The organism is Methylomonas sp. PHL2-19 (assembly GCF_059331595.1).
The window spans coordinates 2,848,167-2,867,515 of sequence record NZ_CP196839.1; the positions used below are offsets into that span (position 1 = coordinate 2,848,167).

17 protein-coding genes and 1 riboswitch are annotated in these 19,349 nt (G+C 56.5%); of the genes, 12 read left to right on the top strand and 5 right to left on the bottom strand.

Annotated features, from left to right (window positions below):
* Nucleotides 1–5: 5 nt before the first annotated feature.
* Nucleotides 6–1,979, bottom strand: coding sequence for a TonB-dependent receptor domain-containing protein (locus ACR02O_RS13115; RefSeq protein WP_494521777.1), 1,974 nt, complete (start codon nucleotides 1,977–1,979; stop codon nucleotides 6–8).
* 157 nt (nucleotides 1,980–2,136) lie between these two features.
* On the opposite strand from ACR02O_RS13115, the gene ACR02O_RS13120 reads away from it, so the two are divergent.
* From ACR02O_RS13120 to ACR02O_RS13155, 8 genes are all read left to right on the top strand, one after another.
* Entirely contained in the window at nucleotides 2,137–3,117 is a 981-nt protein-coding gene (locus ACR02O_RS13120; protein ID WP_165385951.1) for a helix-turn-helix domain-containing protein, read from the top strand.
* A 118-nt stretch (nucleotides 3,118–3,235) separates the two neighbouring features.
* Nucleotides 3,236–4,036 carry a siderophore-interacting protein gene (locus ACR02O_RS13125; RefSeq protein ID WP_033156347.1) on the top strand — a complete coding sequence of 267 codons (801 nt, stop codon included), beginning with the start codon at nucleotides 3,236–3,238 and terminating at the stop codon, nucleotides 4,034–4,036.
* Nucleotides 4,033–4,971 (top strand): ABC transporter substrate-binding protein, encoded by a 939-nt coding sequence (locus ACR02O_RS13130; protein ID WP_494521778.1) that lies wholly within the window; start codon nucleotides 4,033–4,035, stop codon nucleotides 4,969–4,971. Before ACR02O_RS13125 ends, ACR02O_RS13130 begins: the two co-directional genes overlap by 4 nt.
* Entirely contained in the window at nucleotides 4,968–5,990 is a 1,023-nt protein-coding gene (locus tag ACR02O_RS13135) for a FecCD family ABC transporter permease (protein WP_201799032.1), read from the top strand. The genes ACR02O_RS13130 and ACR02O_RS13135 overlap by 4 nt, the downstream gene beginning before the upstream one ends.
* Nucleotides 5,987–6,970, top strand: coding sequence for a FecCD family ABC transporter permease (locus ACR02O_RS13140; RefSeq protein WP_051669892.1), 984 nt, complete (start codon nucleotides 5,987–5,989; stop codon nucleotides 6,968–6,970). Before ACR02O_RS13135 ends, ACR02O_RS13140 begins: the two co-directional genes overlap by 4 nt.
* The gene (locus tag ACR02O_RS13145; protein WP_201799033.1) at nucleotides 6,970–9,033 is read left to right on the top strand and encodes an MFS transporter; all 2,064 of its coding nucleotides are present in this window, start codon (nucleotides 6,970–6,972) and stop codon (nucleotides 9,031–9,033) included. The genes ACR02O_RS13140 and ACR02O_RS13145 overlap by 1 nt, the downstream gene beginning before the upstream one ends.
* Entirely contained in the window at nucleotides 9,030–9,830 is an 801-nt protein-coding gene (locus ACR02O_RS13150) for a 2,3-dihydro-2,3-dihydroxybenzoate dehydrogenase (RefSeq protein WP_051669890.1), read from the top strand. Before ACR02O_RS13145 ends, ACR02O_RS13150 begins: the two co-directional genes overlap by 4 nt.
* Nucleotides 9,831–10,124: 294 nt before the next feature.
* Nucleotides 10,125–11,246, top strand: coding sequence for an XdhC family protein (locus ACR02O_RS13155; RefSeq protein WP_494521779.1), 1,122 nt, complete (start codon nucleotides 10,125–10,127; stop codon nucleotides 11,244–11,246).
* A gap of 254 nt (nucleotides 11,247–11,500) precedes the next feature.
* Here the strand turns inward: ACR02O_RS13155 and ACR02O_RS13160 are convergent, their stop codons facing one another.
* The 3 genes from ACR02O_RS13160 to ACR02O_RS13170 all read right to left on the bottom strand — a co-directional run bounded on the left by ACR02O_RS13160 (nucleotide 11,501) and on the right by ACR02O_RS13170 (nucleotide 15,676).
* Complete coding sequence (locus tag ACR02O_RS13160; protein WP_494521780.1) at nucleotides 11,501–13,702, bottom strand: cytochrome-c peroxidase; 2,202 nt, start codon at nucleotides 13,700–13,702, stop codon at nucleotides 11,501–11,503.
* Nucleotides 13,703–13,895: 193 nt separating this feature from the next.
* A complete protein-coding gene (locus ACR02O_RS13165; RefSeq protein ID WP_494521781.1) occupies nucleotides 13,896–14,729 on the bottom strand; it encodes a hypothetical protein in 834 nt (277 codons plus the stop codon).
* A 197-nt stretch (nucleotides 14,730–14,926) separates the two neighbouring features.
* Nucleotides 14,927–15,676: a hypothetical protein gene (locus ACR02O_RS13170; RefSeq protein ID WP_171695518.1), complete on the bottom strand. Its 750-nt coding sequence runs from the start codon at nucleotides 15,674–15,676 to the stop codon at nucleotides 14,927–14,929.
* Between the two features lie 427 nt (nucleotides 15,677–16,103).
* Nucleotides 16,104–16,178, bottom strand: a riboswitch (cyclic di-GMP riboswitch).
* Between the two features lie 713 nt (nucleotides 16,179–16,891).
* Here ACR02O_RS13170 and ACR02O_RS13175 point away from each other — a divergent pair.
* The 4 genes from ACR02O_RS13175 to ACR02O_RS13190 all read left to right on the top strand — a co-directional run bounded on the left by ACR02O_RS13175 (nucleotide 16,892) and on the right by ACR02O_RS13190 (nucleotide 18,889).
* Nucleotides 16,892–17,275, top strand: a complete 384-nt coding sequence (locus ACR02O_RS13175) for a hypothetical protein (RefSeq protein ID WP_101052259.1) — start codon at nucleotides 16,892–16,894, stop codon at nucleotides 17,273–17,275.
* Nucleotides 17,276–17,466: 191 nt separating this feature from the next.
* A complete protein-coding gene (locus tag ACR02O_RS13180) occupies nucleotides 17,467–17,730 on the top strand; it encodes an XdhC family protein (RefSeq protein WP_458137406.1) in 264 nt (87 codons plus the stop codon).
* Nucleotides 17,723–18,313, top strand: a complete 591-nt coding sequence (locus ACR02O_RS13185; RefSeq protein ID WP_458137407.1) for a nucleotidyltransferase family protein — start codon at nucleotides 17,723–17,725, stop codon at nucleotides 18,311–18,313. Before ACR02O_RS13180 ends, ACR02O_RS13185 begins: the two co-directional genes overlap by 8 nt.
* 3 nt (nucleotides 18,314–18,316) lie before the next feature.
* Entirely contained in the window at nucleotides 18,317–18,889 is a 573-nt protein-coding gene (locus tag ACR02O_RS13190) for a M15 family metallopeptidase (protein ID WP_494521782.1), read from the top strand.
* A gap of 138 nt (nucleotides 18,890–19,027) precedes the next feature.
* On the opposite strand, the gene ACR02O_RS13195 is transcribed toward ACR02O_RS13190, so the two are convergent.
* Nucleotides 19,028–19,321: a cysteine-rich CWC family protein gene (locus tag ACR02O_RS13195; RefSeq protein WP_494521783.1), complete on the bottom strand. Its 294-nt coding sequence runs from the start codon at nucleotides 19,319–19,321 to the stop codon at nucleotides 19,028–19,030.
* Nucleotides 19,322–19,349 lie beyond the last annotated feature (28 nt).

Sequence of the window (19,349 nt, forward strand, 5' to 3'; positions counted from 1 at the left end):
GGGGTTCAGAACTCCAGTCTGGTTGAAACTAGTACGCTACGGCCGGGATTTTGCAGCGGCGTAATGAATCCGACTGCGGTACCGGCGGTGTAGCGATCCGTATAGTCTTCATCGGTGAGATTGTTGACTTCGGCGCGCAGCGTCAGGCCGCGGTAAAAATTCGGCTGCCATTGGGCAAATACGTTGTAGGTGTGATAGCCGTTGAGATCGCGATTGCCCGAATCCTGTGCGAAGCGGTACTTCAGGGCGATTTCCGAACTTACCCCGGTTTTTATCCCTAGTTCCGACCACGCATAGGCGGCGTGCAGCTTGATGATTTCGCCGACGGGCGAGCCTAAGTAGAACGCCAGTGTGCCGAGTTGAGAATGATCGTAGCTGACTTCGGTGTTGGTGTAATGCGCGCCGAAATCGGCATTTGCGCGTTGATAGCCTACGCCTAGATTCAAGCCTTCGGTTTTGACTGCCGGGCCGTTAACCCGGACGAAACTGTCGTCGCCCTCTTGATATGCCGGCGTATTTTGGATTCGGGTCGAAAACACTTCGCCCTCAAACTTGACGCTTGCCAAGCGGTAACTGAGCCCGGCCTTGGCGTTGGTGGAGCGTTGCGCCGCAAGATCGGCGGAATAAGCCGAATACGGCATGGTGTGGAAGAGTGCTGCTTCGGCCAGTTGGATGCCGCCGAAGACATAGGAATAACTGCCGTTCAGCGTCAAGTCTGGCAAGGGCGTGATGCCGATAGACACGTTGGGGCTGGCGCCGGTATTGTCGAACAGTTTCCGGTCTACCGATTCGAATTCTTGAGAATCAAGACGGACGCCGCCGGAAAATTTAAGCCAGTCGGCGGGCTCACCGCGTAATTGCGCGAATCCGCCTAAATTTCGGGCTGTTTCGGTCATCGAAGCATCGCGAAAGTTATCGGTTAGCGCCCGATCCTGATAAAAATCCATGCCGGCGCTGAGTTCGCCCAACGGCGTTTTAATGCGGTTCAACGCCGTCGCCCCGAAGCTTTCGATGGTGGAATCGAAATAGCCGGGACGAAATCCGCCGTTCGGATTCGGTCGGGAAAGCGACGTATCGTTATAGTAAAAGCGAACCTCCGGATCGTAAAACTTGCTCGGCTGCCGGGTGCTGTACTTGAAGTTCGCGGTATTGCGGTTGAAGATATTTTCCGACAATAAGGTCTGACCACGCACTGCGGCGAAATTGGCGCGGAACGGTCGAATTTCGTCGTCTGAAAGATGCTGAGCCGAGGCCTCGAAACGGTGTCCGCCCTCCGCGGTGTAGGCTAGTTTTCCTAAAGCGCTCAACAGGTTGGTGCCGGTGCCCTGGACTGGATCACCATTGCCGGCGTCGTAGTTGCCGCCTTCGGCGTGCGAGGCATAGCCCATGGCTTCGACATTGCGATACCGCCCGTAGGCAGCGCCGGATTTGGTAAAGGTGTCTAGGTTGCTGGCGAAGCCGCCGCTTAAAAACGCACCGTAATCCCGTCCGGGCTGCAACATGTCATCGACGTCTTTGGTTTCGTAGCGCAAAGAGCCACCTAGCGCGCCGGGGCCGGCGTCCGCCGCTGCTACGCCGGCATCCACGCTGACCGCTTTTAGCACGCCGGGGTCGATCAGTAGGTTTGCGTTGTGATGCCATATACTGTTTACCTGCCGGGCACCGTCGATCTGTACGTTGAGATTGGTTTCCTCGATGCCGTTGACAAACACCTTTTGAGATGTCGCGGTAGGGCCGCCGACGCCGACCGAGATATTTTTTTCGAATACGTCCTTGATCGACGTCGAGGGTGTGTCTTCCACCGTTTCGGTGTCTGTATCAGTTTTGACCGCTTTACCGGTCACGTTAATCGTGTCCATGACGACAGTCTTATCCGTGTCCGTTTCATTTGAGCCGGCCACCGAGTATTCGGTTGCCGCGAGTAAAAAGAAAGTTAAGGGGAGGGTAAGTTTCGAACCGACAGGGGAGCTGGTTTTCATGATTGGTCTTCAAATAAGAATGATTTACATTAACATTAGTGGCTGCTATTATCCGACTCAAAGCAAATACGTGCGTTTGCGGGGGAACCGAATTCCTTTGCGGGCCGCGCAGATGACGGCTTGGAACATCATTTATGAATCACTCGGGCAAAATCCTATGAATCGGCTATCAACTATCACCTCATCCAAGATCGATTGCTCGGCCCTGTCGCGACCGGGTCTAAGCACCCCTGGAGGTGCGGCTGTATCCTTGGCTCCCAGTGGCTCCCCGATAGTCAGTGGTCGGCTGCGGGAGTTTCAGCTGCAGCCCGATTTGTCGCTGTACGCGTCAGATGTGCGGGACGAACTCGATATGGAAGTGACGGGAATGTTGCAGCCGGGGTTGTTGATCGTGTTGCCGCTGGCTGGCGAAGCGGATGTAAGCTACGGCGATCAACGTTTTCTGCTAGGCGCAGGCGGCGATCATCGCGGACTGGTCGTCGCTTTAAGTCGGCGCGAGTGCTTTTCCCGTCAGTTGCGGCGCGGCGCCCGGCGGAAGGTGGTGAGTTTGGCATTCGGTACCCGCTGGCTGGCCGAGCACGAACACGTACTATCCGCACACCCGGGGCTGAACCACTTGCGCGCTACCCATCTGGCGGCACAACAGTGGCGATTGTCTGCGCGCTTGCGGACTTTGGCGGCTAGCGTGTTCGAATTGTGCGCCTCCGGCACGCCGCTGATGAGCCTATGCTTGGAAAGTCGCTGCTTGGATATTGCCGCCGAGTCCTTGGGGGCGCTGACGGACGGCCGCCGGGAGCCGGAGTGCGTGCTTAGGCCGCGCGAACGGCGGCGATTGGCCGAATTTTGCGCCTTTCTCGATAGCGGAGAGGGCGACGGCTGGTCGATGCAGGCCTTGGCCGAGCACATCGGCATGAGTCCCAGTACCCTGCAGCGCTACTTTCGCCAATACACCGGCAGTAGTGTGTTCGCGTATCAGCGTCGCCGGCTGCTGGATCATGCGCGCCACGCATTGGAATGCGACGGTGTCTGCGTCAGCGAAGCGGCGCATTTGGCCGGTTACACCAACGCCGGCAACTTCGCAACGGCTTTCCGGCGCCAATTTGGCACTCCCCCTGGCAGCTTGCGCGCTCGTTGTTAAGCTATCTTTGCAAAAAATGCATGCTGTTTTGCCAGCCGTTCAATCCACGGCCCCGCGTCCCAGTTAGCCCGTGGCCGACCGTATAATCCCACGTCAGCTTAACCACTCGATTTTTTGCATGACGACCCTTAGTACGCATCGTAGCCGGTCTACCCGCATCCCTCAGCGCTTAACTGTACTGGAAACACTCAGTTTGGGTCCGCGTTTACGCCGAATCCGTTTTTACGGCGAGGCCTTGCAAGACATCGCGCATGCGGGGCCAGGCGCGCATCTCAAATTGCTGCTACCTGTTTCAGGCGCGAACTCGACCGGCGACGCGCAGTGGCCGGACGGCTTCCGGTCCGTAGCGCGTGCCTATAGCCTGCGCCGCGTCGATTTTGCCGAGAATTTGCTCGATGTCGATTTCGTGCTGCACGGCGACGACGGTCCCGGTTCGCGCTGGGCCATCCGTGCCGCAATCGGCGACATTATCGGTCTTGCGAGCGTGGGCGGTCCCCCGTTGTCGAGTGCCGCGGCCGATTTTCATTTGTTGGCCGGCGATTTAACCGCCCTGCCGGCTATCGCGGCGGTACTGGAAGCCCTACCGGCCACTGCAAGCGGAGCGGCCTTGATCGAAGTGACTGACGCGGCGGATCAACTGGTGTTGCAGCATCCGCCGGGCGTGCAGTTGCAGTGGCTGTATTCGCACGCTCCGAGCCCACTGACGGGCGCCGTCCGCCAAATCCGTTGGCCGGTGGAGGCACGGGTATTCGCGACGATAGCCGGCGAGAGTGCATCTGTGCTCGCCATTCGCCACTACCTGCTGCGCGAACGAGGTTTGCCCCCCGCGTCCCTGTACGCAGTGCCCTATTGGTGTCGGGGGTGGAGTGAAGAGGATTACCACGACGAGCGGCACCGCTGCATGGATGGGAATACATGAAAAGACCTATGTTCAGGGCAAGGATTTTGCTGATATTACTATTAGCAGCATGCGATGGCCCGCCGCCTGCTGTGCCGGAACAGGGGGCTCGTGAGTTAATCGATGCCATCGGCCGACCGGTAAGCGTGCCACAAGCGGCGCAACGTGTGGTGGCATTGAGCGAGTTGGATTTGGACGCCGCGCTGGCGCTTGGTCTGCGGCCCGTCGGTGCCAGCAACGGTCGCGGCAGCCAGCACCCGCCGCGCTATTTGGGGGGACGGGTGAATGGGATAGACAGCGTAGGCGATTTCGCCCAGCCGTCTTTGGACCGCATCGTCGCGCTACGCCCGGATTTAATCTTGGCCGGCGGTCAGAGCGATCCCGCATTCCTGGAGCAACTACGCGCGATTGCGCCGACCGTAGTCAGCTTTTATCCTGGTGAACACTGGCAAGACAGCGTGAGGCGTATTGCGGATGCGGTGGGTCGGCAGCAGGCCGGCTCGCAAGTACTCGAAGAGTATCGTACGCTGGCTGCCCGCCTGCGAGAGCAGCTGAAAGCGCACTGGGGTGAATCGGTGAGCATTGTTCGGCTTACGCCTAACGGACCCATGTATATGCTGGGCGATGCGTTTGCCGGGCGGGTTCTGACAGATTTGGGTTTGACTCGGCCTCCTGCCCAACGTCAACCCGGTGCCGGACATGGAGCGCCGTTAAGCCGGGAAGTGTTGGCCGACATCGACGGCGATTGGTTGTTCATAGGTAATTTTGCACCCGATCCGCACGGCGTCGCCGCCTTGCGAGACGAACCGGCTTTTGCGGAATTGCGGGCAGCGTGGCTGCATCGAGTGCGCGAAGTGGATGCGGCTTTATGGACTGTTATCGGTGGTCCGCTGGCTGCCAAAACGCTCCTTGAAGATGTGGTATCGGCATTTGACGGGGTGGAGAGCGGATCGTGAAGGCGCCTAAATCCGCTCTTTTAGGTGTTCTGTTGCCACTTTCCGTGCTGTTGTTGGCCTTCGCGTCGTTAAGCTTTGGCGCAGGTGGTGTCGGCTGGCAAGACAGTCTGCATTGGCTGCTAGGGGCGTCCGGCGATGCCCATGTCGATCTGGTACTGGGCGAATTGCGGCTGCCCCGCCTACTTAAGGCCTTGGCCCTGGGTGCGGCATTGGGCGCAGCCGGGGTTTTGTTGCAGACCGTCACGCGCAATCCACTCGCTGAAACCGGGTTGTTGGGTGTCAACAGTGGCGCCGCACTTGGGGTGGCACTCGGTATCGCTTGGTTTGCCGGGCAAAGTCCTGGTGCGCAGATCGGCTGGGCACTGGGTGGGGCAAGCTTGGGCAGTCTTTTGGTCTTGCTGTTGGCGCGTGCCGGCGGCGGCCAGTCATCGCCTTTACGGCTCGTGTTGGCCGGATTGGCGCTCACCGCCACCTGCCATAGTCTGACGGCGTGGCTGGCCTTGGTCAGCACCGCCAATCTAGATCGTTATCGGTTTTGGTTGCTGGGTTCCTTAGCCCATCCGCATGCCGGCTTACTTTGGCCCGGCTTGGTGCTGATAGGCGTCGGTCTGACTGCGGCCATGGCGCTGGTGCGCCCGTTATCGGCGCTGGCCTTGGGCGATGATCTGGCGCGCGCGCTTGGGCAGAGACCCGCTCCGGCTAGGGTGGGGGCGGTTGCGGTCGTGGCACTGTTGACCGGCACCAGCGTAGCACTCGCTGGCCCTATTCCGTTTTTGGGATTAATCGCTCCGTATTGCGCCAGGACGCTGGCCGGAGTGACGATCGCCTCCCAACTTCCCTATTCTATTTTGCTGGGGTCCGCGCTGATGCTGTCGGCTGATTTAAGCTCGCGCTTGTTGCTTGCCCCGTTCGAAGCGCCAGTTAGCGCCGTATTGGCCGGCATCGGCGCGCCCTTACTGATCTGGATGGTAAATCGCGACGCCACACTGGCTTTAATGCCGGCAGGAAGTGAGCGATGACCAAGGCTGCTCGCCGCCTAGCGCCCATACCGCTATTGCTGGTGCTGGCGTATGCCGCGCTGGTTGCCGGCACGCCACGCTTGTCGGCATCGCAAGTGTATGCCGGCTTGTTTGGCCCTGGGTCCGACTGGCTGTCCACGCTGGTGACGCAATTTCGCTTGCCGCGTTTATGTGCGGCACTCGTGGTTGGCATCGGGCTCGGCGCCGCCGGCGCCCTATTGCAAAACTTGACGCGCAATCGCTTGGCCAGTCCCGATGTTTTGGGAATCAACGATGGTGCGTTACTGGCGTTGGCCCTGAGTTTGATGCTAAACCCGTCCGGTTTGTTGGGCCCGTGGTGGTGTGCGGTGGCGGGTGCGCTGATCACCGCTGTATTCACCTTGCTGGCCGCTGGCGGCGTGGGTACGCGCGGTTACCGGGTCCTCGTGGTCGGGCTGGGCATTGCCAGTTTACTGCGCGCCGGCTTTGACATTGCCTTGGCGACATTGTCCATCTTCCATGCCACCGGTCTGTATGCGTTTAGTGTCGGAAGTTTAGCCGGGCGCGCCTGGCCTGTGGTCAAGGTGGCTGCGGCGCTGCTCGGCATCTTGCTGACTGCCTGTTGGGTCATCTCCCGCGCTTTGGTGCTGTTATGTCTGCACGACGACAGTATTCGCGGTTTGGGGGTCAATTTAGGTCAGCTGCGCTTTACCGTGCTGATGCTGGCCGCTGCGCTGGCGGGCGTCGCGGTGGGCGTCGGCGGGCCGATTGGTTTCGTCGCGCTCGCCGCGCCGATCCTGGCACAGCGATTGTCGCCGGACGGCGGCATACCGGTATGGTGTTCCGCCAGTATCGGCGCGGTACTGGTCACGGGTGCAGACTTGCTCGGGCGCATAGCGGCCGCGCCGGTCGAAGTGCCCGTCGGCGTCGTATCCGGTTTTTTGGGTGGTCCTTTTTTATTGTGGTTGCTGATGCGGCCAAAAGCTTACGGAGCCGGGTAATGTTGGCGTTTCGGGTTGACCAAGTAATCGCCGGCTATGGTGCGGAACCCGTATTGCGCGACCTCAGCCTGCAAATTCCGGCCGGACGGGTGACTGCCATTGTCGGCGCCAACGGCTGCGGCAAGAGCACCTTGCTGCGTTGCCTGGCTCGTCTGCATCAAGCCGATTCAGGATGTATCCAGCTGGGCGAAGACGATTTGCGACTATTCTCGACCGCCGACTTGGCACGTAGCGTGGGTTTTTTACCGCAGTTTCCGCAAGCGCCGGTCGGACTGAGGGTAAACGATTTGCTGGCGCTGGCACGCCACCCCCATCGGCATTGGATGGTGAGCTGGTCAGCAGAAGACGAGGCCGCCCGATGCGAGGCCTTGCGTCTTACCGACCTGACGGAATTGGCTGGACAACCGTTGGACAAGCTTTCCGGCGGGCAGCGGCAACGCGCGTGGATAGCGATGATGCTGACCCAGTCCACGCCGGTCCTGCTGCTGGACGAACCCGGCAGCATGCTTGATCCTGGGCACCAGCTGGAATTGATCGCCTTGTTGCGGGCGTTGGCGGATGCCGGTCGCACCGTGGTCGTGGTGATGCACGACCTGGTTGCCGCGCGCCATGCGGATTGGTTGGTGGCCCTGGATAACGGCCGACTAGCGGCCTGCGGTTCCCCGGTGGATGTATTGAATCCGGTTTTATTGCGGCAGCTTTACGGCATCGATAGCCATATCCTGACCGCACCCGACGGTACACCTGTCGTCGTGCCGGTAAGACAAGCCGATTTGCCGTTGCCGCAAGCGCAGCCTTTGCCTGTGAGCATGGCTTCGGTCGGTCCGTTCGCCGAAGTGTCGGCTAGCGTGGCGGAGCGTCGTTTAGTGCTGTTGTTTGCGGTACTTCAATTCACCCTTTTACTTGATTATATGGTGCTGATGCCGCTGGGCGCGGCGCTGATGCGCGATTTCGACATGGGTCCGGCGCGCTTCGGATCCCTGGTTGGTGTCTATACGCTGGCCTCGGCGCTGACCAGTCTGCTCGGTGGTCGATGGATTGATCGCGGCGACCGCAAGCGCACCTTGTTGGCCTTGTACGCCGGATTTGTGGTCGCCACGCTGGCTTGTGGTCTTGCGGGGCAATTCGGCGAATTGCTGGTCGCGCGGGCGTTGGCGGGTGCTTGCGCAGGGTTGATGAACGCAACCATGATGGCGATGATAGCCGACCGCATCGAGCCCGAGCGCCGCGGCCAGGCCATCGGTGCCATTATGTCGGCCTTCGGCGTGTGTGCCGTGATCGGTGTGCCTTCGGGCCTGGGATTGGCGGCGTTGGGCGGCTGGCGGCTTCCTTTTTTAGCGGTTGCGGCACTGTCTGCATTGTGGTGGCTAAGATTGTACCGGGCCTTACCCCGATCACCCGTTAGCGTCGGCGCCGGGCGCGGGAGTTTGCGTTCGCCGGCACTGGCCTTGGGTTGGGTGTTGAGCTTTTGCATCGTTTTTGCCGGTTTTCTGATCGTGCCTTATCTGGGCGCACACTTGAACGGCACATTGGGTGTTGATTTACGTGATTTGTCCTGGATTTATCTTTGCGCCGGATTGGCGACTTTCGTAGTGGCGCGCGGTATTGGCCGTGCGGTGGATCGTTTCGGTGCCGCCGGGATTCTGGCTGTATTGATGGTCGCCAGCATCATTCCGCATCTGTGGTTGACTCAGTTACAACCAGGGCCATTATGGCAAACGACGGCGGTGTTTGTGTTGTTTATGGCTTTAACCTCCACTCGGTCTATTCCGGCCTCGGTTTGGCTGATTGGCAGAGTGCCGCCACCGTTGCGGGGCCGCTACATGGCGGTGAATACCGCGAGCACCGAGGCCGCATCCGGTTTAGCAGCCGGGTGCGCGGGCTGGATGACTGGCGGGGATGGCGCCGTATTGCAGCATTTTGATCGCGTCGGCTGGCTGGCGGCAGGTGTCACCTGCGTGAGCTTGTGCTTGCTGGCCGGCTTACACCGTTTCGGCGCGTCGCAGGGGGCATCGACAACGACGGCGGATCGTCTTACGCCGGTTGCCACGGCCGAATCATGAAACTGGCAAGACAGTCGTCACCTAGCGCCGGATTCGGTTCGCGCCCCGGCGTTGCACTGGTAAGTGGTGCCGCGCGAGGCATCGGCCAGGCGGTAGCCGCCGTGTTGGCCGGCGAAGGCTTGACCGTGGTTGCGGCAGACATCGATAGCGACGCTTTGCGTGAAGTTTGCCAGTCAATGCCCGGGCTATATCCGCTGGCGCTGGATTTACGCGATCGTGCCGGCCTGGAATCCGCAGTCGCTGGAGTCGAGGCCAAAATCGGCGAAATCGACTATCTGGTGAATGTCGCCGGTGTGCTGCTTCCCGGTCATGTAGTGGATGCCAGTGACGAGGACTGGCTGGAAAGCTTTGCCGTAAACTGTCATGGTGTATTTGCGCTAAGCCGCGCGGTAGCTCGTCGGATGCGCGAGCGGCGGCGCGGGGCTATCGTGACGGTTGGTTCCAATGCAGCATCGACGCCGCGGACCGGTATGGCGGCCTACGCTGCATCCAAGGCCGCCGCGGCGCAATTCACCCGCTGTTTAGGCTTGGAACTGGCGGAATACGGCATTCGTTGCAATCTGGTGTCGCCGGGCTCGACCGAAACCGACATGCAGCGCCGCTTCTGGCGCGCCGGTGCCGGTAGCGCCGCGCAAGTCATCAAGGGCTCCTTGGCGCAACATCGGCTGGGCATTCCGCTCGGCAAACTGGCCCAACCGGACGATATAGCTCACGCCGTGGCGTTTCTGTTGTCGGATCGGGCCGGACATATCACCCTTCAGGATTTAGTGGTTGACGGTGGAGCGACATTAGGTTAACGGCAAAATAGCCCGCGTGTGGCCACGATGAATTGCCCGTAAGAAGTTTGGAACTCGAGCGGTTCGTCTGCTCATAAAGTGGTATGGCGGTCCCGACGCTGATGGCTACGAATGTCCGATATGAGCGAAGCTGTTTAACCTAAATGTAAAACGAGAAAATGACGCCGGTGGTGTGCAATGCAATATTCGCCGCTACCGGTGTGCGGGTCAGGCAATTGCCGCTGTTGCGTACCGATTTGAGCTGGAGTTGATATGGCTAGTACAATCGCCGGCACACCTGCAAGCGAGTAAATCATGGCCAATAACATCAATCATCTGCTCGAAGCCTACCGGCAATTGCAACACGACGGCGCCGACAGCGTGCTGGCGACCATCATCGAAACCTTTGGCTCGACTTACCAAAAGGCCGGGGCGCGGATGTTGATTACCCAAACCGGGGAGTTGGTCGGTTTGCTGGGCGGCGGTTGTTTCGAACGGGATTTGGTGGAGCAGGCCGGATCGGTGTTCGAAACCGGCCATGCCAAAACCTTGTTTTACGATATGCGTTCCGGGGAAGACGCGATTTGGGGTTTGGGCCTGGGTTGTAACGGCGCGGTTAGGGTGTTGCTGCAATTATTAAAAGCCGAGCAGGGTTTCAGTCCATTGAGTCAGTTGCTGGAAGCCGCCGAAGCTCAAGCGCATGGGGTATTGGTTACGGTGTTCGAGTCCGAGCATGCGGATTTCCCGGCAGGGCGCAGCCAGTTTTTGCCTGCGGCCATCGTCGGCGAGCAGCCAATTTTACCTAGCGCGCCGTTTCCCTTTGCCACGGCGGCGCTGCAAACGGCTTTGCAGCAAAAACCGCGCATCGAAACTCATCCGCTTGACGGCCTGGACATCAAAGTCTTTTACGATCCGGTGCAACCGCCTTGGCAGTTGCTGATATTCGGTGCCGGTGCCGACGCGATACCGCTGGTGAATTGCGCCAAATCCCTGGGGTGGCGCGTGACCTTAGTCGATCACCGGCCCGCGCATATCAAACCAGAGCGTTTTCCTTTAGCCGATCAATTATTGCATCTGATACCGGATCAGGTCGCGTCCCAACTGGATTTAAATCGCTTCAATGCCATTATGCTGATGACCCATAACGTCGAATACGACCAACGCTACTTGCAAGCCATCGTCCAGTGTCGGGCGGCGTTTATCGGTCTGCTGGGTCCGGCGCATCGCAAACAACGATTACTGCAAAGCCTGGGCGACGATGCCGCGCTGATAGCCGAACGGGTATTCGGCCCGGTCGGTTTGGACATCGGCGCGCAAACCCCGGAAGAGATTGCCTTGTCCATCGTGGCCGGCATTCAGGCCCTGCTTAACGGCCGTAGCGGCTTGCAACTGGGGAAAGAGCCGGTTGCGATCAAACATGCTTGCAGCCCTGGATAATGTGCATGCCGGCGACTGAGAATGCCTCAGCGCTGAGCGTGTACAAATTACGGGAATGATTTATTGCGGCTTTTTGCCGATAAATAGGGGCTATTTTCTAAGAATCCCCCTTTTCAGAAGCCGGTGTTGGCTAGTTTTCTTGCCATGCATAACGGTGTGGCTTAGGTAAGGCGCTGTTATTACCTTTTTTAGCCTTGCATGGATTGGAAGTCACCGGCTTTAGCCGGTGACTGTGGGCTGAAATTTAAACCGCGTTAGGGTGCCAAATACGCTTCGAAAGGCTGTATCGGTGATGAATTGCCTTGGGCGCCAACCGCGTCAATGGTCAGAAATTCATCTTTACCCAGAACGGCTCCCAGCGGATTACCGCCGCTTACTGTCTGCTCCACGCCAACGTGGCCGTGGGGTATTTTGATTTCGGGGTGATCAAAGGGGGCTTTTTCGTAGCGGACTCTGTCATCGGTCAAGGTTTTCAGGAAGGCGATCAGGTCGGCGCGGTTTTGCGCATCCAGTTGTAGATTGGGCTGCGGAAATACCCGAGTAACTTGTTTGCTGTCGTAGGCAAAATTTCCGCCTCGCGAATAAAATTCGATCGCTTGTTCCAGGGTGGCCATGCTGCCGTTGTGCATGTATGGTCCGGTTAACTCGATATTGCGTAGCGAGGGGATTTTAAATGTCGAGTCGACAGACGCTACCATTTTCCGGGTATTGGGCTTGTTCAACTCCGCTAAGGCGGCAGCGGTCGTGGGCAAAAAGGCATTGTTTGCGGGCAGGAAACAGTTCTCCGTGCTTTGTGGCTGGGGTCTTATGCCGTCGGTGATGGTAAACAAGCTCGGCAGCGAATAAGGCAGTTTGATATTTAGAGCAAGGGCTTCCTGAAAATCGCACGCTCTCACTTTAGTGACATCTTCATCCAGTACAGCGGCATTATTGCCCGCCAAATGCTGTAAATATTGCCGGCTGAACGATAGCGGGTTGCCAAAGTCGTCGACGCCGCCTGCGCCAATATCGGCCGTTTCTTCGGTGACGCCTGTGGAAGAAAAGCCGGTATCGAAAAATGCGGTAACCGGAGCGTTTTTGATAAGCAATGGTATGCGATTGACCACATTGGTGGATGCGCTGATGAAGAAAGTCGGTTCACCGAAGGCTTCCGGATGAGTTTTGGCAATGGCCGCATTGGCGTTAATCGACGCCGCGCTGAAGTTGGGTCCTAAATGGCAAAGCGCGCACTGATTTTTTCGGAATTGTTTTAAGCCGTTCAATTCCGAAGCGCTGAGTTCTATGGGTTGATTGCCAGTGTCGCGGGCGCTGTTGTCGAAGGGCGATTCGTCCGAAATCAATGTGCTTTCATAGAGTTGGATGGCCAGGCCAAAGAACATGCCAAAGTTGGCTTCGGTTTGATTATAGGGCGCAAACCCTTTGGGGGCCGGAATTGGCGGGTTACCGCTATACGACCAGTATTTGGGATTGAATGCCTGCATGATCAGCAGCTTATACAGAGTGTTCGTGCCGGGTTTGGTATTGAGGCTGTAAGGTCCCAGTACACTGTCTTCGGGATGTACTTTTTGGTTTTGCAACGGGCGGCGTAACAGCAACTTTCTACCGAGTTCCATCAAAGTCCGGTTGCGGCAGGCCATCTCGGTGGTGTTTTGCGGTGGAGCCACTGCTAATGACGCCAGCGAGGAATTGATTAAATGCAGGCGCTGCTTAATGAGCGTCGTGGCGTTCTGTTTTACCCAGACGCCGGCGTCGGGATCTCGGTCGCCCCAAGGACTGCTGCCGTTAAACACATTGTTGGCACGGCCATCCCAAAAATTGCGATGATTAAACACCGCATTGATCACGCTGGGCGCATTGCGCGGCGTGACTTTGCGGGTGCCGACCGCGCCGGCATGAAACAGGCTGTCGACGCTGCGGCTGCAGGTGTCGTTAGGCGCTGTGTAGCGGTCCACGGCTCTGAATTCACCACCGAAAGTACCGGACGAACCGACTACATTGTCGGTGTCGTAGAGGACCGCAGAATGTTCTTGGAATGGATCTTCCCTTTGATGTAACGGAAAGTCGCCAATGCTGAGGGTATGATTGGGTCCCAAAGACCCACCCGTCATGGCATTGCTGAATGTTTGATCGCTTAAGGGGCTGGATTGGCCGCCCGGAGCAAGCTGATTTTTTACTCTGCCGTCGGCGCCGGCGTGAAAGTGGCAGGACGCACAGGCCATGCCGTCGCTACCCACGTTAGTATCCCAGAACAGCGCTTTGCCCAAGGCAATCGCGGCATTCTTGTTGACGACAATAGGGTCCGGGCCGTCCAGTAGGCCGGGAACAGGCGGAACGGGCAAATGCTTCAGGCTTATCGGCATGGGCCCTAGTGCCAATTCGACCGCGGCGGCGCTGAAACTGAGCAGTACACCTCCGGCTAAAACAATCGCTAATTGGCTATGACGAAACAATGTCATGGTGAAACTCCACTGAGAAATGGTTGGTTGGCAACAAATACGGCCAAAACGCCCGCATCAGCGGGCTCAAACTATAAAAAAGGCCGATAAATCACAAAGCGTAATTTATCGGCCATCCTTTATTCCTTTGGCGAAGTCCCTCGCCAAGCTTCCTTTTTTTATAGGAACATCGGCTTATCTGCTGGGTGTTGGCTTACGCTTTAGCGTTGCGTTTGCCTCTGCCTATAAAGCCGGCCAGTGCCGTACCGAACAGCCAGACAGCGGAGGGTACTGGCACCGCCGCTGGTGTGTAGGTAGAAGGGGCGGCCGACGCGGAAATGTTCAAAGAGATGCCGGCACTGCTTCCGAGGATGTCTGCACCGCCGACGAACACGGCATACCAGCCAGCTTGCAAGTCGTTCAGCGTCAAGGTCGCGAATCTTTTGGTGTTGGCAAAAGCAGGGTTGCCGGTGACCCCTATAGTGCCGGATACGCCGGTTTCATACAGATTGTCGATACTGACATCGTGGGCGCCGGAGTCGATGACGCCGCCGAAAGAGTTAACGTAGTTTTTGCTTGAGGAGCTGACGTAGCCCAGGGTTTCGACAATGCCGTCCGCGCCGGTTGCCCACATAATGCCTGGATCGCCGGCTTGGCCCACCGAGTTAAATTTGTGAATTTGGCCGGTTAGCTCAGCCGGTGTATCGACGCCGACCGTTTCACCCGAATAAGCCACATTGGTTCTGAAAATTGAAAAGGCCGGAAAGTTTGCGGCGGACGAACGCGCGTCGACAGTCACGGATTGGGCTGATGAGCTCAAATAGAAGTTGGTAAATGCACCTTGCATGCCCCAACCATCATTGGACAGAGACGGATTGCCCGCGAAGCCCAAATTGCTGGAATTAAAACTGGGGTTTGAGATGCTGGTGCCCAGCTCGAGAGTGTTATCGGCACCTGACCAAGCCGCCGCAGCAGGTTGAGCAACGGCAAGGGTTAGCGCGGCGGAGGATAGGGTGATTTTAAAAATAGTTTGTAAATCGATGTTCATTTTTGAGTGTCTCCAATATCTACCACATCGTTGCTTACGATTGTGGTAGATTTAAGTTGCTGTTTAATTTGGATTTGTCTGAGTATTTCGGGCCTGGCAGCCAAAAGATAGACATCTCCAAAGGGTTTAGACATGCATTGCGAGGGGTGAGTCGACAGCTGATGTCGGCTGACCTTTTCGCTCTTGTTTGCCGGGGTTTACGCGGTGCGGCGTTTGCCGAATACACCGAATCCCATTAGTGCAGAACCGAATAACCAAACGGCCCCTGGCACCGGCACTGCGCTAACACCCTCGCCGGTGATGGTCAAAGGCAGGCTGGCTCCGGTGACGTAGTCGGTGGCGGTCAGGGTAATTTGATAGTCGAAATGATCCTGACCGGTGGCGCCCGTTATCGGGTTGACGCCGGTCGCACCGGTGATGGTGTCGCCCTTGTTGAAGCCCAGTACGGCTTCTTCGATGGTCAGAGAGTAATCGCCAAAAGCAATAATGTAATTGCCCACGTCCAATGCAGTCGCCAGGTAGGAGTCTCGGCTCAACAAGCTGCCATCGGCCCATCCGCCGGTATTGCCGGGTATGGTGTAGGCTGGACTGTCGTCGCCGCTGACGATTTCGGTAGTCAGTGAGACTGTGTCCTGAAAAATGCGGAATTGGCTATCTGCCAGTGTTAGTTCGCCGTCGCCGTTTATATCGACATACGCGCCGGGATGCGCGCCCCAGCCCGCTGCGTAGCCTTCATTCGCCAGGACATCGATTATCACATTGGCAGCTGACGACAAGGAGAACGAGTAGAAATCGATTGTGGTGCCGGCGCCGTGAACCGGGTCGACGGTTTTATAGATGGTGCCGTTTACGGTCTCGGCTTGTACATTGCCGAGGCCTAAAAGTGAAATAGCAAGTGTTGCAGCCACCTTTTTCAAGGCAGGCGCATGTTTCGTGTTAACAGACATATTTCAATTCCTTTCATAGTAAGACGAAGATTTTTACCGGTAGGTTTTACCGGCGACATTCAATGTTTCGCAATTCCCTTTGCGAGTCGTTGCCTAACGCACATGCGCCGGATGCCGCGATGCCAGGCTCTTACTTTCCGGTCCTTTGCGTACGGTAAGTGCTGGGCCAATGGATTCCCGCGCAATTTGAACAGCCTTAAAACCGCTATGTATTTCAATATTCCTGGATTGATCACGCTACGCTATGGTTGCGAGAGAGACAGTCCAAAAGAGTTTTAAATACCGGGCTTGCTTGCGTAGTGAGTTAAACAACGGGTTTAGCTAATCAGGAGATACAACAAACTATTCCTGACCAGTGAGCGAGCGCTATGGGTAGTTGTCGGTGTATGAATCTCGACCGGCTAGACCCTTCTCTTACCCGCTCATAAGAGGCAGCTCGACTATCTGAATCAGATCCGCAGCTTTCCGGCCCCGCCTTGCGACGAGTGTGGCGACTTGGTGGCTGCGCCCAGGAGGGTGCAGCACTATTTATAAAGCAAAACATCTGCCAAAATATATTTGAGCGTGGGTTGCTAGTGTTTTTTTATGGTTATGTTCATATAAAACAATGGGATAAGCTGTTTTGTTTGATAGGGTGGAGTAGTAATAAGTGTGGCGGTTTTTTGGGGTTTTAGATGGCTATTACGCTATGCAGGGTGTGTTATTTCGCGTATTTTGGGTTATATCCCTTATTTTATTTAAGAGATTTTGGGCGGCAGCTTTGAGTTTGCGCCGTAAGGGTAAAAGTCATCAGTTTGGGTAGTGATATACCAAGCTGGGTGCTTAAAAATCAGGGTGCTGGAACGAAGGTTGGGAACGAATTCCGAAATAAAAATCCAGCGTTCTCATGCGTATCATGACTTCGTCGGCAATCGACGACCAGCCTCGCCGGAGCTTTAGTCATCTGCCAATTGCTGACGAAAATCACTCAGTCCCAGAAAAGGTTGATTCCTCTAATCGCCTTTGCCATCAGGTGGAGAAGACGTTTTTTGCATTTAAGGCGATGGCATGGCATAGCTACGGGTTAAGCTAAAAACACCGCTTGGTTCTTGGCAGCCTTGTAGTTACGCGGTATTGCGCTTTGGGCGGCTGTGTTATGACGACACTATCCAATATTTCCAACACAAAATTTTCAAACTTAAATTAAGATGCCCGACACTTTCACCGAGGATACATATGAATAAAACCGATGCCATTTTGAACAAGGGTCAGAAGCTCTATGAAGACGATGCCTACATTTTGTTGTGGACGAAATTTTTTGGCCTGAGCCTGCTGGCGCTGACCTCTTACTATGTCTACGATAAACAAAAGCAGCGTCTGATCAAGCTCATGAGTAGAGAAAAAACCTATCTGATGAGCATCAGTTACTATCTCACCCACGATTATGGTTTTACCCCGACAATGGTGTTGGAAGGTATCAGTTTATTTAAGGATATTTCGACGGCAATTGCCGATAGAGGCGGCGAGACATGGAAGACCTTCTTTGCGGAAACCGCCAAAGATAAAGCCAGGACGTATGCGGTTCGGGGCATCCGCAAGGATAAAAAAGCCAAGGCTTGAGTTTCCACACCTTATGCCTTTTGTGCTTGGAGGCCGTCAATAAGTCGCGGACAAAACCCTAGTCAGTTTTTAACTGCTCGAGCGGCAATCTCTTTATAGGAATAGTCAGTGCAGGAATCATCCACTAAAAAACGCACGCCAATTTTTGGCAACAAACCTTTGGCTCGACCTACCAAAAGACCGGCGCGCGCATGTTGATTACCCAAACCGGCGAGTTGGTCGGTTTGCTGGGTCCGGCGCATCGCAAACAACGGTTACTGCAAAGTCTGGGCGACAACACGGCACTGATAGTCGAACGGGTGTTCCGCCCGTTCGGTTTGGACATCGGCGCGCAACCTCCGGAAGAGATTGCCTTGTCCATCGTGGCCGGCATTCAGGCCCAGTTCAACGGCCGTAGCGGCTGGCAACAGGGGATAGAGCCGGTTGCGCTCAAACATGCATGCAGCCATGGATAATGTGCATGCCGTCATACTGGCGGCCGGTGCCTCCAGCCGGATGGGCAGCCCCAAGCAATTACTGATTTGGCAGGAGCGTCCATTACTGGCGCATGCGCTTGCCAATGCGCAAGTCGTGTTGGCGGAGCGGACGGTGGTGGTATTGGGCGCAAATGCTGAGGCGATAAAAGCCGCGGTCGATTTGAGCGGTAGTGAGGTGGTATTGAATCTGGATTGGGCGGACGGTATGGCCGGTTCGATTCGGGCTGGTATCCAGGCTGTGCCGGACACGGCTAACGCGGTATTGTTGATGCTGTGCGACCAACCCTTGATCAACGCCGCGCATCTGCAAAGTTTGCTTAGCGCTTGGCAAAACGCGCCGGAGCGCATCGTCGTCAGTCAGTATGCGGAATCGTTTGGCGTGCCGGCCGTGCTTCCGGCTGCTTATTTTGACCAGCTAGCCAGCTTGACCGGCGACCGGGGAGCTAAGCCCTTGTTACTACGCTTCGAAGACTCACTGGTAAAAGTGCCGTTGCTGGAAGCGGAACTGGATGTCGACACCACGAGCGATTACCAGCGCTTGCATGCACTCAATGAGATGTAGCTCATGATTGACCAACCGCTTGACGCCTACTTACAGCGTATTCATGAGCTATTTATCGAACTGGGTATTCCGGACGAGCTGCCGGCAGCCAGGGGTTTGGCATTTTGCCGCGAGCCCGCCGAATTGATCGTCGCTGACACCACGCCGCAGGGCAGGGCGTATTATCTCACGGCGGAAGCGGCCGTTGCCTGGCACACATTGAAACAGGCCGCCGCCGAGGAGGGCATTACCCTGCTGATGGTGTCGGCCTTTCGCAGTGCGGATTATCAAGCCGACATTATTCGGCGCAAGCTCGGGATGGGGCAAACTATCGAGGAGATTCTGCGTGTCTTGGCCCCGCCCGGTTACAGCGAACACCACACCGGGCGTGCCATCGATATAGGCAGCGACGATTGCCCGGAACTGGGCGAGCGGTTCGAACAAACGGCTGCTTTTCAGTGGCTATCAAGCAACGCAAAACGCTTTCAATTTTTTCTGTCATTCCCGCGCGATAACCGCTTCGGTTATGTTTACGAGCCTTGGCATTGGTGTTATCGGGGACGGCTGTCGGCCACTTTGCGACATTCAGACAGATGAAAAGCGTTGTTTGTGTGCGGCCGGTGTTGGCACCTAAGCTGACTTTAATGCCAATATTCATTTTGTAAATACATCGCTTGGACTCATGTCTCCGCCTTCACAGCAAGTTATAAAGCTCCGGGAACAGCCAAATCTAAGCTATTTCCGGGACGTTATGTCGGACTCCAACTTTTTCAAGCAAGCCAGGCAAAGACATTCATCGTAACGCTGTTGAATATACTCAATCGTTTCAGAAGACAAACAAACGTTCGAGCAATCGCAGCGATGAATGCGATTAGCCTTACAAATGAATTGATCCTGACAACGCGGACAATGTTTTGCTTCATGTTTGCTATCGGGATGTTTGCTGGACAAGAGGGCTCTCCAGTGGAAAACAGCAAGCAAAAGCGCATTATTCGCTACTTGAAATAGCGGATTCAGGGTAGCCGCCATGACTGACTGCCTCCGTTTTGTCGGCTTT

Bases quoted from the DNA above. Each gene is read 5' to 3' on its own strand.
- ACR02O_RS13165 (WP_494521781.1), bottom strand. From the start codon at position 14,729: ATGAACATCGATTTACAAACTATTTTTAAAATCACCCTATCCTCCGCC.
- ACR02O_RS13130 (WP_494521778.1), top strand. From the start codon at position 4,033: ATGAAAAGACCTATGTTCAGGGCAAGGATTTTGCTGATATTACTATTA.
- ACR02O_RS13120 (WP_165385951.1), top strand. From the start codon at position 2,137: ATGAATCGGCTATCAACTATCACCTCATCCAAGATCGATTGCTCGGCC.
- ACR02O_RS13195 (WP_494521783.1), bottom strand. From the start codon at position 19,321: ATGGCGGCTACCCTGAATCCGCTATTTCAAGTAGCGAATAATGCGCTT.
- ACR02O_RS13155 (WP_494521779.1), top strand. From the start codon at position 10,125: ATGGCCAATAACATCAATCATCTGCTCGAAGCCTACCGGCAATTGCAA.
- ACR02O_RS13170 (WP_171695518.1), bottom strand. From the start codon at position 15,676: ATGTCTGTTAACACGAAACATGCGCCTGCCTTGAAAAAGGTGGCTGCA.
- ACR02O_RS13185 (WP_458137407.1), top strand. From the start codon at position 17,723: ATGGATAATGTGCATGCCGTCATACTGGCGGCCGGTGCCTCCAGCCGG.
- ACR02O_RS13190 (WP_494521782.1), top strand. From the start codon at position 18,317: ATGATTGACCAACCGCTTGACGCCTACTTACAGCGTATTCATGAGCTA.
- ACR02O_RS13115 (WP_494521777.1), bottom strand. From the start codon at position 1,979: ATGAAAACCAGCTCCCCTGTCGGTTCGAAACTTACCCTCCCCTTAACT.
- ACR02O_RS13180 (WP_458137406.1), top strand. From the start codon at position 17,467: ATGTTGATTACCCAAACCGGCGAGTTGGTCGGTTTGCTGGGTCCGGCG.
- ACR02O_RS13140 (WP_051669892.1), top strand. From the start codon at position 5,987: ATGACCAAGGCTGCTCGCCGCCTAGCGCCCATACCGCTATTGCTGGTG.
- ACR02O_RS13150 (WP_051669890.1), top strand. From the start codon at position 9,030: ATGAAACTGGCAAGACAGTCGTCACCTAGCGCCGGATTCGGTTCGCGC.
- ACR02O_RS13160 (WP_494521780.1), bottom strand. From the start codon at position 13,702: ATGACATTGTTTCGTCATAGCCAATTAGCGATTGTTTTAGCCGGAGGT.
- ACR02O_RS13145 (WP_201799033.1), top strand. From the start codon at position 6,970: ATGTTGGCGTTTCGGGTTGACCAAGTAATCGCCGGCTATGGTGCGGAA.
- ACR02O_RS13125 (WP_033156347.1), top strand. From the start codon at position 3,236: ATGACGACCCTTAGTACGCATCGTAGCCGGTCTACCCGCATCCCTCAG.
- ACR02O_RS13175 (WP_101052259.1), top strand. From the start codon at position 16,892: ATGAATAAAACCGATGCCATTTTGAACAAGGGTCAGAAGCTCTATGAA.